Annotated in this window: 13 protein-coding genes; 3 read left to right on the forward strand and 10 right to left on the reverse strand. The window is 50.8% G+C overall.

From position 1 onward, the window contains the following. Positions 1–5: 5 nt before the first annotated feature. The 8 genes from R2103_RS12955 to R2103_RS12990 all read right to left on the reverse strand — a co-directional run bounded on the left by R2103_RS12955 (position 6) and on the right by R2103_RS12990 (position 7,277). A complete protein-coding gene (locus tag R2103_RS12955; protein WP_317531795.1) occupies positions 6–587 on the reverse strand; it encodes a hypothetical protein in 582 nt (193 codons plus the stop codon). Further along, positions 584–1,132 carry a PilN domain-containing protein gene (locus R2103_RS12960; RefSeq protein WP_090320487.1) on the reverse strand — a complete coding sequence of 183 codons (549 nt, stop codon included), beginning with the start codon at positions 1,130–1,132 and terminating at the stop codon, positions 584–586. Before R2103_RS12960 ends, R2103_RS12955 begins: the two co-directional genes overlap by 4 nt. Further along, a complete protein-coding gene (locus tag R2103_RS12965) occupies positions 1,120–1,953 on the reverse strand; it encodes a hypothetical protein (RefSeq protein WP_317531796.1) in 834 nt (277 codons plus the stop codon). The genes R2103_RS12960 and R2103_RS12965 overlap by 13 nt, the downstream gene beginning before the upstream one ends. Next, positions 1,934–3,586, reverse strand: coding sequence for a GspE/PulE family protein (locus R2103_RS12970; protein WP_317532101.1), 1,653 nt, complete (start codon positions 3,584–3,586; stop codon positions 1,934–1,936). Before R2103_RS12970 ends, R2103_RS12965 begins: the two co-directional genes overlap by 20 nt. A 35-nt stretch (positions 3,587–3,621) precedes the next feature. Further along, entirely contained in the window at positions 3,622–4,806 is a 1,185-nt protein-coding gene (locus R2103_RS12975) for a type II secretion system F family protein (RefSeq protein ID WP_317531797.1), read from the reverse strand. Positions 4,807–4,815: 9 nt separating this feature from the next. Beyond that, positions 4,816–5,250, reverse strand: a complete 435-nt coding sequence (gspG, locus tag R2103_RS12980) for a type II secretion system major pseudopilin GspG (RefSeq protein ID WP_317531798.1) — start codon at positions 5,248–5,250, stop codon at positions 4,816–4,818. Positions 5,251–5,393: 143 nt separating this feature from the next. After that, positions 5,394–6,077, reverse strand: a complete 684-nt coding sequence (locus tag R2103_RS12985) for a zinc metallopeptidase (RefSeq protein ID WP_317531799.1) — start codon at positions 6,075–6,077, stop codon at positions 5,394–5,396. A 264-nt stretch (positions 6,078–6,341) separates the two neighbouring features. Continuing rightward, positions 6,342–7,277 (reverse strand): CysB family HTH-type transcriptional regulator, encoded by a 936-nt coding sequence (locus R2103_RS12990; RefSeq protein WP_317531800.1) that lies wholly within the window; start codon positions 7,275–7,277, stop codon positions 6,342–6,344. A gap of 163 nt (positions 7,278–7,440) precedes the next feature. Here R2103_RS12990 and R2103_RS12995 point away from each other — a divergent pair, with 163 nt between their 5' ends. After that, entirely contained in the window at positions 7,441–7,731 is a 291-nt protein-coding gene (locus R2103_RS12995) for a hypothetical protein (RefSeq protein WP_317531801.1), read from the forward strand. Positions 7,732–7,974: 243 nt separating this feature from the next. Here R2103_RS12995 and R2103_RS13000 read toward each other — a convergent pair whose 3' ends face one another. Together R2103_RS13000 and R2103_RS13005 are read right to left on the reverse strand one after the other, a co-directional pair. Then, positions 7,975–9,348: a substrate-binding domain-containing protein gene (locus R2103_RS13000; RefSeq protein ID WP_317531802.1), complete on the reverse strand. Its 1,374-nt coding sequence runs from the start codon at positions 9,346–9,348 to the stop codon at positions 7,975–7,977. A 127-nt stretch (positions 9,349–9,475) separates the two neighbouring features. Further along, positions 9,476–10,309 (reverse strand): PEP-CTERM sorting domain-containing protein, encoded by an 834-nt coding sequence (locus R2103_RS13005; RefSeq protein WP_317531803.1) that lies wholly within the window; start codon positions 10,307–10,309, stop codon positions 9,476–9,478. 204 nt (positions 10,310–10,513) lie between these two features. Between R2103_RS13005 and R2103_RS13010 the strand changes: the two genes are divergently transcribed. Together R2103_RS13010 and mgtA are read left to right on the forward strand one after the other, a co-directional pair. Next, positions 10,514–10,678, forward strand: coding sequence for a hypothetical protein (locus tag R2103_RS13010; protein ID WP_317531804.1), 165 nt, complete (start codon positions 10,514–10,516; stop codon positions 10,676–10,678). A 41-nt stretch (positions 10,679–10,719) separates the two neighbouring features. Continuing rightward, positions 10,720–13,224, forward strand: coding sequence for a magnesium-translocating P-type ATPase (mgtA, locus tag R2103_RS13015; protein ID WP_317531805.1), 2,505 nt, complete (start codon positions 10,720–10,722; stop codon positions 13,222–13,224). The last annotated feature ends 99 nt before the right edge of the window (positions 13,225–13,323 follow it).

Consider the following 13,323-nt stretch of genomic DNA (forward strand, 5'->3'; position numbering starts at 1 on the left):
GGCACTTATTTGTTCAAGTAAAGGTTAATTTCAAGGCGGACTTCAAGCTTGTCGGAAGTTATATTTTCCCGTTTAAGCGCAACCGCGGAAATAGCCATGGCAGGAACCTTTTCCAGCGCTTCCGCCATAAAAGCGCGAATTTGCGGATAACGCCCTTTTACCGGCAATATCATCTCGTAACGAGCCAAACGCGCGTCATTCTCATTCATCAAGCGATATTCGCTGCTGCTCAGATCAACGCCATGCTTTTTAGCCAATTGCACCAATTCACGAATCCAGAAAGGCGATGAGTCGATACGCGGGAAGAAGTCATAAAATACTTGCAATGCCTGATCACCGCTCAATTTCTTTCCACTTTCCATTTCTCCCGGAGACTGCTTCGCTAGTTCTTGCAGTTGCAGCGTCTCAGCCCGTTCCTTCAGCTTTTGCAGATCGGAGTCTTGCGGCAGAACCGCTGAAAAGAAATAAATACCGGCAACAACAATCAGGCCCAGGCCGATTTTTCCAATCGTGCCGAGACGGCCTGCCTGCCAGCGCAGTTGCAGCATCAAACGGTCGAGTTGTGTTTGGATTGTTGCGGTCTTCAAGAAACTTGCATCCATGCAGCAGTCAGAAGAAAAATAATGGGCCGGTGCGGATTATCTTGTTTAACTTTGTAGTTTAGCAAATGCACATTCTCAAAAACCAGCTCACGTTCAAGCGCTTCGACAAAATCGAGCAGTTCGGACATACTCTTCGCTTCACCGCTGAGACGCAGTGTCCGGCTGGCTACATTCGGCTGCAAGGATAATAAAGCGATTTCTTCCGTTGCCGCATGTTCGATGGCATCGAATAAAGTCTCCCACGGCAAATTGATCTGATCCAGTATTGCATTGGCTTGCGTGATTTCCTTGCGGATTTCCTGGCTGAATTCTTTTATCCGCGGGGTTGACCGTGTGCGCGGCGCAGCTTTCTGCTGCTGTTGTTTCTCCAGCCGCTCGACCCGGTTTGTCCAGTGATTTACTTCTTCGGTCACCTGGCGGAATTGCAGCAGCACACCGGCAAGCACGAGCAGTCCGATCAGCAGGATGGAAAAATCGATATGCGGAACGGATTGTCCGCGATCCGGGAACTTAAGTCTCAAGCGTGGCATCGATTTACCCCGTCATCATCAACCGGCCCGGATGGATAATGCGGCAATACCGGTATTTTCCCGACCGGCATCGGAACAACGCACCATCCGCACTGTTCCGGCAGCGTCAAATCCGCCTGTTCCGGCGCAAACACATGAACCAGCTCAATCGCTTCCTTACTTCCGGTCAAGATGGCTTCCTGATCCAATGCTGCGAGCAACTCAGCCGCGACATTGTGCAAAATGCGCTGATTGCGGATGCTGTGCCAGCTTCCATTAATCAGCACAGCCAAGCAAATACGTCCAGCTTCAATGACTGCAAAATAGGTTTTATTGCCATCCAACAGTTTTTGCCAGCGATCATAAACAGACGCAAAATAAGGCTCGATCTCTTTAAGTGTGCAACGGCACCGCGCCGCCATCTCTTCCAGTTGCACCATCAAATCGCGCGGAATTGCGGCGCACACCGCACCGCTCAGCGGAGTCCATTCGCTCACGCTCAGCGCCCACGAATTCACCCGTTCCGCATACACTTCACGCATGCGGAACGCGGCATAGGAATTCACCTCTTCCGGCGTTGCGATTTCCGCTTGCGGCAGCAGGGCAACATACCGTACAAAATGATTGGATAGCGTAACACTCAATTGCGCTCCAGCCGCATCCATCAAATGTTTTTCCAACTGCTGCACAGCGGCCTGCCAAACCAGCGCATCCTGCGCAGGCTCGCACCACACGGTAACCTTGGCTGACTGTACCGGTTTGAAACCGCGCGTTGAACGCACCAGGTCGATTCGTCCAGGCGCCAGGAAGACCTGTATTTGATCACGCCACAATGGTGACACGATTGGCCTCCTCTAAACTGGTTAATCCTTGCCTGACCATATCCAAAGCGGCCTCCCGCAGGAATCGGGTGCCATTGTTCCTGGCTGCTTCCTTGATGCGGCGTATCGGCTCCTGCGCTACGATCAACTCACGAATCTCATCGTTCAGGATCAGAATCTCGGCAATTGCATTTCTTCCCCGGTAACCGCTGCCACGGCACTGGCCGCAACCTCGTCCGCTACGAAACTTGAATTGATCCGCTTCGTCGATGGGAATTCCGGATTCTTCGATTAGCTTATCATCCGGGCGCTCATCGACCGAACAGTGCGGACATAACAAACGCACCAGCCGTTGCGCGGCGATTCCGTTCAGCGCGGACACGAAACTGTAAGGATCCACGCCCATATGCGAAAACCGTCCGATGACATCAAATACGTTATTGGCGTGCACAGTGGTAAAAACCAAGTGGCCGGTCAGCGCAGCCTGAATGGCGATCTGCGCCGTTTCAGAATCACGAATCTCGCCTACCATGATTTTATCGGGATCGTGCCGCAGGATTGAGCGCAAGCCGCGCGCAAACGTCAGTCCTTTTTTCTCATTCACCGGGATTTGCAGCACACCCGGAAGCTGATACTCGATCGGGTCTTCGATGGTAATAATTTTATCGCTGCCTTTATTCACTTCGGAAATCGCGGCGTAGAGCGATGTCGTTTTACCGCTTCCGGTCGGGCCGGTAACCAGCAGCATGCCATACGGTTCCGAACTCAGGCGGCGGATACTGGCAATCGCCGTCTGATTAAAACCCAATTGGTTTAACGTCAGTCCCTCAATCTGATCGGATAATGCTTGCCGGTCAAGAATCCGCAAAACCGCATCCTCACCGAAAATACTCGGCATGATGGAAACCCGGAAATCGATCTCCCGCCCCTGGATGGAAACTTTAAACCGGCCATCCTGCGGCACGCGGCGTTCGGCAATATCCAGCTCGGACATCACTTTAATCCGGGAAATGACTTGCTCGGCCAGATCCGTACCCTGGATCACGCCGATCGAGCTCAGTACGCCATCGATACGGTATTTTATCGACAGTGCGCCTGCCGTCATTTCCAAATGAATATCGCTGGCTTGAGACTTATGCGCGTCATACAAGGTGGAATGCACCAAGCGCACCACCTGGCTGGTACCTTCGTTGATGCTTTTTAACGATAAATCCTCAATACCGCTTTGTATTTTATCCAGCTCTGTGGAAGGCAGCACTTGATCCATGGCGCGCATGGTTTTTTCCTGCTGGGCAAAAAAAGCGCTCAAATCAGCGGGATGTACCAAATACCACTCCGCAGCGACAGCAAAACGTTCTTCCGCCCATGCCCGTAATTTTGTCGAGAATGGATTACTGACTGCCAGCAGATAGTCTTGTTCGCGGCGGAATAAAACACATTCATGCATCATGGCTTCGGAAAACGAAAGCACATCAAAAGCGGGACTGAGCGCGTGAATCGCTTTCATGTCCAATACCGGCATATGCAACAACTGGCCGAGCTGCTGCATGAGCTCATCGGGCGTATAACCGCCTTTCTCTTCCAGAACCTGAATGACGGAAACATTCTGTTCGAGCGCTTTTTGCTGCGCATCGGCTAGATGGTTGATCTCCATCGACGGTTTGTTTACGGTTTGTACCTGCGCTTCGATCAATTGATACTTCCCGCCAATTCAAATATGGGCATATACATGAGAATAATAATCCCGCCAATCACAATGCCGATGACCGCCATCAGCAATGGCTCTATCAATTTGGTTGTCCATTCGACCCAACGCGCAATTTCCTCATCGTGAAAATTACCGATCCGTTCCATCATATCGCCCATTAACCCTGTTCTCTCGCCCACGCGGAGCATGCGATTGCCCACTGCCGTTGTCAGTCCTTCCAATTCCATCGCGCTGGAAATCGTTTTGCCTTCGCGGATATGCTTGGCCGCGGCTGCAACTTTGGGGCGGAAATGCGCTTGCAATAAACCGCTGACCATGTCCAGCGCTTGCGTGATGGGAATACCGCCGCGCAGCAGCATACCCAACGTCTTGTAGAAGCGCGCCAGCTGATACACTCGCATGCGTTCGCCGATCGCCGGAATGCGCCACAGGAGCTGCATGACACTGGCACGAAAGGTTGACCGGCTAACTGTATACCCTGTCGCAATCAACAGCGCCAGCGCAGCAATGGCCAATTCCCAGCCGCGTTCATGAACGAATTGGCCCCATTTAATCAGCAACAACGAAAGCCAAGGCAAATCGCTGCCCATATCATCATAAATCGCACTAAATTTAGGTACCACAAAAACCATCAGAAAAATCGACACCAGAAAACCGATCACCAATAACAGCACCGGATAAATCGACGCGCCAACGAGTTTTTTGCGCACAAACTCCATCTGTGTCTGATAGGTGATAAAACGGGTCAGCGCTTCCGCAAGATCGCCGGTCCGTTCGCTGGCGCGGACCGTGGCGATATAGAGCGGCGGAAATGCTTGCGGAAATTCTTGCAGCGCTTGTGAGAATGTCACACCCTCATACAATCGATCCAAGATATTCTGGATAATTTTACGGTTACTACTATCCTGCTCTTTCTCGAGCAGCGTTTCGATGCTCTCGACCAAACTTAAACCGGCAATCTGCAATGACAGCAATTCCTGGCTGAAGTGAACCAGCGGAAAATGGCTCTTCGCTTTCAGCGAAAAACCCGAGAAGCTGCGCCGTATGCTTAGAACCATACCGCCTTGTTCAACCACCTGGCGGCGAGCTTCTTCCTCGCTGTTCGCTTCCAGTTCAAGATGCACGGTACCTTGTCCGGACATCACGGCTTTCACTTCATAACGCATGCGCGGAATTTACCAGTTGGTAATATCAGCCGCCTCACCCTCACCGCCAGGCTGTCCATCCTTGCCGTAAGAGAGCAAATCAAACTCGGAACGTTCACCCGGATACTTGTACACATACGGGCGGCCCCAAGGATCGGCTGGCGGCAGCTTGGACAGGTAAGGCCCTTGCCAGCGCGCCTCATTATTGGGGCGCGTAACCAGCGCGGTCAAGCCTTGCTCCGTGCCCGGATAGCTCCCCACATCCAAACGGTATTGATGCAACGCCTTTTCCAGCGCATCGATTTGCGCTTGCGCCATTTTTATTTCCGATTTGCCGACTTGCGAAAAGTACTTAGGCCCGACATAGGCAGCCAGCAAACCGATGATAACCATGACCACGAGTAATTCGAGCAGTGTAAAGCCGCGTACTGCTTTTGCCTTTTGTTGCTCAACCAATTGCACCATATTTGTCCTCTAACAAAAAATACTGATCTCTAATGGATTAGCCTATCAATTCAGTTTCAAATCTTGTATGGTAAGTTGCCCGTATGACAGGGTCAAGACGGAATATCACACCTGTACTGCGGAATTCCGGCAATTCAGCAGCCTTAGCGCCGGAGAATCGCCCACCACCGGCCGATATTGAGTAGCGCCATGAGCGAAGCGGATACATAAGTCCACGCTGCGGCGCGCAGAATCCTGCGTGCATGCGGCTCGTCACCTTGAATGAGATACTTGCCTTGCTCCAGCATGGGTAACGCCCGGGCGAAACTGGCATGCAATTCCATCGGCAGCGTCACCATATGCACGACTACTGCGCTCCCCAACGTCAACAAGCCACCAGCAAGAAACAGAGCACCCGCTACCGGTGCACGCAGGCCCACTGCGACAATTGGTGCGATCATCAAAATCACCGCGCCCAACTTTTCCGCCGGAGCGGCTATTTGCACCAGGCGGGTCCGCCATTTTAGCGGCAAGTAACCATCGCGGTCCTGGATGGCGTGCCCAACTTCATGCGCCGCAACCGTAATTGCCGTGAGCGATTTGCCATTAAATTTATCCGCGGTCAGACGCACTGCTTTTGCTATCGGATCATAGTGATCACCCTGTTCCGTCACTTCGACCTTCACCGTCTGCAAATTGGCCCAATCGAGCAAAATACGCGCCAGCTCAGCGCCGGTACCCGGATAACGATCTTCAGGATGGCTGTATTTTGCCAGGGTATGCTTAACCCAGTAAGACGGGCCCACAATGAGCGCAGCGATAACGATAACAAGTATTAAATAAAGCATAGACTTGAGATATCAGCACGAATAATTGGTTCCACACAAGACCTGCCCGCCATTTCATATACGCCCGGAAATATCTCTTGTTAATCAAGTATCAGGAGAATACTACTGAATTATACCGCTTGCTTCAAAGATAAACTCAGAAATAAAGTATCGCATTGAGTTACTGAGACTACCGGTAAATCGATTATTTCGATTTACCGATCAGCACAATCAAATGGCGTCATTTATTTGATCAATCGGATCAAACCTATCGCCAGCCCTATTTTATTCAGCATCAATCAATGGTTTAACGCCGGAACGAATGATCGATTCAGTCAATGTTGGAATACAAAGCTCAATAAACCGGTACGCATAGCTACGCAGATAATGATTACGCCGCACCGAAACAAACGTGGTATTCATTTCAAACAGGTATTCACTTTCAAGCTTGACTAATGTTTCATCTCTCCTGGGAGAAAATGCCACAGAAGCAATAATGCCGATACCCAATCCCAACTTTACGTAAGTTTTAATCACGTCAGCATCCAAAGCGGACATAGCGATATCCGGTATTAATCCTGCCTTGGCAAATACCTGGTCGATACGGGACCGCCCGGTTAAACCTTGGTGGTAAGTAATAATCGGAAACTCAGCAATGGCTTCCAGCGTAAGCGGCTGTAGCGATTGCAAAGGGTGCCCCGCAGGAACGATGACTGTATGCTGCCACGTATAATAGGGAAAAGACACTAAATCAGCCGCATTCTCCAACGCTTCCGTCGCTATGCCGATATCGGCCTCGCCGTTGATCAGCATTGATAATATCTCCCCTGGCCTGGATTCATGAAGTATCAGCTGAACTTTGGGAAATATTTTCTTGAACTCTGTCACCACGGGCGGTAACGCATATTGTGCTTGCGTATGCGTAGTCGCGATAATTAATTGCCCTTGATCATAGCTGCTGAATTGCTCGGCCAAACGCTTGATATTTTTGGTGTCGAATAAAATGCGCTCGACAATTTTCACCAATTCCTTGCCGGGTTCTGTCAGACCAATCAGCCGCTTCCCCTTACGAATGAAGAGTTCAATATTCAATTCGTCTTCGAGATCCTTGATATGCTTACTCACACCGGATTGTGATGTAAACAAAGCATTGGCTACCTCGGTCAGATTATAATTCTGCCGGACTGTTTCATTAATAATTCGAAGTTGTTGGAAATTCATTTCCTATCTCTCAGCTATTTAATCATCAACATGCATGCGATTTCCGCAGTAAGCGGCTTCGTGTATTCCGGCAAATCATCTATCGAGTCATCGAACAAGCCGGAAAGCAGGAATTCGCACCGGAAAAATCAACCAGTAAGTGTTTCCACAAACACAGTATGGCATGCGGTATTTAGCAAACATTGCAGCGTCTCCGGAAAACCAGGACGTGCCGTTTGCTGCTATCACAAAAAACTACCCGGAGGGATTGGCTCACTTCGATACCAAACGCTTACCACGGCTCAAAAGCGGAATAAGGCATTCTGCGGCGATACCGCCTGCTATGGCCATCGATGATTTATCCCGGGCATTGTACGACGCTATCCGGCCAGACAAAACACCGGATTCCGCAGCCGCCTTCTTAAACCAAGTTATCACAGAATATCTTTATGCGACGGCATCGTATTTATTCTGACAAGGGTACGGAATACAAATACAAAAGCATGCTTCAGCATGCACTTGTTTATTTTTGCACAACCAATGAGATTTATTCGGGTACGGTGGTCTTAAACCCATGGCAAGATCGAGCGGGTTATCGGAAAAATCAGGGATATGTGGCATAAAAACTATTTTGGCATTACGAAATGAAAGTAAGATCGCTTGAATAACAGCAGACGCCTGTGTTACCAGAGCGCCTGCCGAAATAACTTCAGCTTGATTACGGTGCAGGTGGTTCAACCAGTTGCAATGGCGCGGTGGAATTACCGAAACGTGTTCCATGAGCACGGAATGCATCCAGTGTTGCATTGCCGGTTTCGGGAAACTCGGCCGGATCAAGCACTGTGCCTGCTACGGTTGTAATCACCGCAGGGTCTTTCGCTTTATTGATGAATGCGTTAGCCAGCGCGAGTTGGTCGCCGGTCACGCTTTTACGTAAGTTGACCGAAGCCTGGAAGAAATAATCGTACTGGCCTGAAATCGCTTGTTGCTTGTCGAAAGCAGTACCGGCCGGATTTGTAGCTCTTGCGCCGTTAATGGCCACGAATCGCCATTTGCTTGTTACGGATGGTGCGTTTTCCAGGCCTAGAATACCAATTCCATAAGCGCCTTTGTTGAATACATTGTCGAGCGCACCGGGCACGTTGCCTGCGCTGGGTTCGGTACGCACGGCATATGCGGCAAAATTAACAATATCGCCAATACCGGCTTCGGCCCCTTGGTTTGCCGGAGAAATGGCGCCGCTAAACGCCGATCCACCCGGATTATTCAGGAAATACTGATTTGCGGCTGCCTTAGCACCAGAACCGGCATTGCGGTCAATCAGTATGACCGGCTTGTCCAGCGCTTCCAGACCCTGCACTTGAGTCCAATTCGTGATGGTACCCGAGAGAATACCGGCAATTTCGGCTTTACTCAGTCCATTATCCAAGCTGGCTGGGCGGTGACCGGCCAGCGTTGCTGCCACGAGAGCGTCGGCGAGATTGTTTGTTGCGGCAATCCCGTTCACCACGTTATAAAGCGGCGTTTGAACTAATTGAGCTAATTGGCCAGCAGTCAGCGCGCTGGCGCCAGCAGGCAGATTCGAACCGGTAAAAATCGCCAGCTCCAGATTTGCCAAACCAACGGCCGGTCTTTGACCCGGTACAAAAGTTGATAAATTGGTAATCTTGAAAGTTGGGTTTGCGAGACCGGTGGAGGTTATATTGTTTTGAATCTGATAGTAATTGGTCAACGGTGGATTCGGTGTAACCAGCGGAGCGATTCCGTTAGCGAACACGCCACCCAGGGAACGATAAGCAACGATCCAGTTCTGACCCGCCAGACTGCCTACCGATACGGTACCGGCTACTGCGCGGAACGATCTGCCCTTGGCGGGAGGAGCGCCGGTATCATCAGTAATGTATGACACTGAACCTGCGGTGAACAGTTTGGAGGCTATGGTTTCAAATACACCGTTTTGCTCCGCGCCACCACCGACATAGAGAACGTGTGCAGGCGGTATTGCGTTGATTTCATCCACACTGAGGGCGTAGGCCTGAGTGGATAACATCATGCTGAGAGACGCGATAATATGTCCGAATTTCAGTTTCATTTTAATATTCCTTAAAAATGAGTTATGCACCGGGTGATTTTGCAGTTTTTCAGACAAAATCACCCTCACACCGGCATCCACGGATACCAGTTTCTTCAATAAAACGGAGTAATGCGCTGCGGAGAAACTAAGACACGATTCCTGCGCGGCGGCGGACTGTTACGCCCATCAAACCAAGGCCAACCAAGAGCATGGCCCAAGTATCCGCTTCCGGCACAGGAGAAATAGGTGAGATTGAGAGTAATCCATCGTTGGTCAGTGTTACGGTTCCCAGTAAATCCGTTGTTATTCTGGTAAGGCTGACCACTCCCCCACTCGGCGATTTCGTTATGTTTGCTTCATAGAAATTGAGGGTTTCGCCCAGCGCTCCGGTGGTATCGAATTTCGCTTTACCACTCCAGTTACTGCCAATGGAAATTTCATACGACGCAAAGTCGGTTGGGCCTTCTTTTAAATGCACCGTGGAAGGTTGGCCGCCAAAGCCGAAGACTGTTCCATCCCCGCCATTGCTTGCATTAATAAACGAATTGTAATTGACATTCCATTGGTTCAACTGAGCATTGGTTGTGCCATTGCCGTTGGTGCCAATATCCAAACCGTTGGCTGCCGTAGTCAGAAAACTTCTAAGATCGCCATCGATAACACTGGTATCACCGGCAGTGACAGCCCATCTGATATCAGCAAAGTGAGCTGAACCTACGCCAGCCAGAAAAGTATTCCAGTTGGTATCCAGTGCGAGATTAAAATTGAGGGGAGTAAACAATGGAATGGATGCAGAGTAGTCATCTCTGCGGCTGCCTGTATCCAGGGTAAAAGAATAACCGCTTACGGACTCATAGGCGCTGAACAATAATGAACTGCTTCCACCGGCACTTTGATCACCATTAAAAGCCGCGAATGCAGGACCTGATACAGCCAGGGCTAACACTGCCCCTAGATACTTAGTTTTACGATATCTCATTTAGACTCTCCTTGATTTCGATTAACAGAAAAAACCAGACTGCAATGACCTCCGGGATAGCTCATCAATGTGAACAAGATATTCGCATTAGAAAAATGAGTGGACTCCATCCCTGAACCCCTTGCAGCTACCTCATACAGTTTCCTGTGCTTGCAGTGTAGTAACTATTAAAAGATTCCACAAAGAAGAAAAAATTGTTAAGTTATGAAGTTTATTCATATAAAAGATCTGCGCGACAAAAGCGGCGGGAAACGGGATGAAATGCGAGGCGCACGCAACTCGGCAACCGGGATCTATCGGCATTCCGCGCACGTCATCAATGAAGCGGGATTAAACGTATCCAAAGACTGCATCACCCTGCGTGCATAAAGCCGCTATAATCATGGAACACAAGCCCGGAGGGCGAGAAAATGATTAAAGATCATATGGATACCGGCTTAAGCAATGCAGAAGCAGTCATTCTGTTAAAGCAGCACGGCGCAAACGAGATTAAACCTGTCAAGCAGCGCAACATCCTCGTGCAGTTTCTCGCCCATTTCTACAATCCGTTGGTATTGATACTGCTCGTCGCAGTGAGCATTTCAGCGTTAAACGGTGACGGAGTCAGCGCGCTGATCATCGGCGTCATCGTCCTGATGAGCGTCACACTGGATTTCATTCAGGAGTACCGCGCCGGTCAGGCGGCGGCAAAACTGGCGGCACAAGTCGCTGTAACCGCCACGGTACTGCGGGACGGGAAATTATCCGAGATTCCGGTTGCGCAGTTAGTGCCGGGCGATATCATTGCCTTATCGGCGGGCGATCTGGTTCCGGCCGACGGGCAATTGCTCGACGCCAAGGATTTGTTTATCAATCAATCGCAACTCACCGGTGAGGCCTATCCGGTTGAGAAACATGCCGATGCACCGGCCAGCGCCGATCCCTGGGACTTGGAAGCAAAAGCTGCGGTATTCATGGGCAGTACGGTGATCAGTGGCACAGCCCGGGCCAGAATCACCCGCACGGGACAAACGACAGCGCTGGGGCAAATCGCCGACAGCCTCGAGAAGAAACCGCCACCCACCTCATTCGAGCTCGGCATACGCCAGTTCGGCATGTTGATCATGCGCTTTACCTTCCTGCTGGTGCTGTTCACCTTGCTGGTCAATATCGTGATGCACCGCCCCTTACTCGAGTCTTTCCTGTTTGCCGTGGCCTTGGCAGTAGGACTCACACCGGAATTATTGCCCATGGTGGTATCGGTCACGCTCACACGCGGCGCATTGCGCATGGCCGCATTGAACGTGATCGTCAAGCGGCCATCGGCGATTCAGGACATGGGCGCGATGGATATCCTCTGCACCGATAAGACCGGCACGCTGACCGAAGCGAAAATCCATCTGGAACATCACGTCAATGCACTGGGTCAAGGCTCCCAGCGGGTATTGGAACTTGCCTATTTGAACAGTTATTTTGAAAGCGGCCTGAAAAGCCCGCTCGATGACGCCATCTTGCTGCACCACGACGTAGCGATTGAGGGCTGGAGCAAAATTGATGAAGTACCGTTTGATTTCGAGCGCCGCCGCGTATCCGTACTGGTAGAGCGTGAAGAAACCCGGATACTGGCCGTCAAAGGGGCTCCCGAAGACATCCTGAACCTTTGCACTCAGTATGAAGATGAAACCGGCGCCATTGTTTCGCTGGATGAAACCGTACGGCAATCGATTACTCAACTGCTCGACCAATTCGGCAATGATGGTTTTCGCGTATTGGCTATCGCTTGGCGCGAGGTCGCGCCGGATCATCCGCATGCTGTCGTAACCGACGAAAGCGAACTGGTATTTGCCGGTCTTGCGGCTTTTCTCGATCCACCCAAAATCAGCGCCGGACCGGTTTTGACCGCACTACAGGCGAGCGGTGTGCAGGTCAAGATTTTAACCGGGGATAATGAACGGGTAACGCGCTATATTTGCAACCAGTTGAATCTGCCGGTTACCGGCGTGCTGACCGGCAATGACATTGCCGCCATGCAGGACGATGCGTTGCTCGCCCGCGTGGAAGAAGTCAATCTGTTTTGCCGTGTCAACCCAGCGCAAAAGAATCGCGTGTTGCTGGCGCTCAAGGCACGCAAACATGTCGTGGGTTATCTGGGCGACGGCATCAACGATGCGCCTTCACTACATACCGCCGACATCGGCATTTCGGTGGACGGTGCGGTCGATGTGGCCAAGCAGGCTGCGTCCATGATCATGCTGGAACACGATCTGAAAGTCTTGCATGCCGGTGTGATGGAAGGACGCCGCACCTTCGGCAATGTGATGAAATACATCATGATGGCGACCAGCTCGAATTTCGGCAACATGTTCAGCATGGCCGCCTCGACGCTCTTCCTGCCGTTCCTGCCGCTGCTGCCGTTGCAAATTCTGTTGAACAATTTGCTGTACGATCTTTCCGAAATCACCTTACCGATGGACAATGTCGATGAGGAAGATCTGGCGCAACCAAGCCAATGGGACATGAATTTTATCCGCAATTTCATGATGACCATCGGCCCTATCAGCTCGATATTCGATTTCGTTACGTTCTATCTGCTGATCACCGTATTTGAGGCGGACGAAACCCTGTTTCGCACCGGCTGGTTTGTAGAGTCGATCGCCACGCAAGTACTGGTCATTTTCATCATCAGAACCCGGCGCAACCCCTTGCACAGCCACCCCAACCGCTGGCTGACGATCACTTCGCTCAGCATCGTCGCCATCGCCATGCTGCTCCCCATCAGCCCGATGGCGCATTACCTGGGCTTCACAGCACTGCCATTGATGTTCTTCGGACTGTTGGCTGTTTTGATCGTTACTTATCTGTTGACAGTGGAATACTGTAAACAATGGTTCTATAAGCGCCTGAACAAATCCCGGAACAACCCGGCCGTGCCATAGGATAGCTGATAGAACACCCGCAACCGTTGTCCGTTTTCTCTGGAAAGACGGTGATTCTTTATAGCCATTAAAAAAGCACATTTTGTTTTAATTTCCAAC

The organism is Nitrosomonas sp. Is24 (assembly GCF_033063335.1).
In the GTDB taxonomy this organism is placed as follows: domain Bacteria; phylum Pseudomonadota; class Gammaproteobacteria; order Burkholderiales; family Nitrosomonadaceae; genus Nitrosomonas.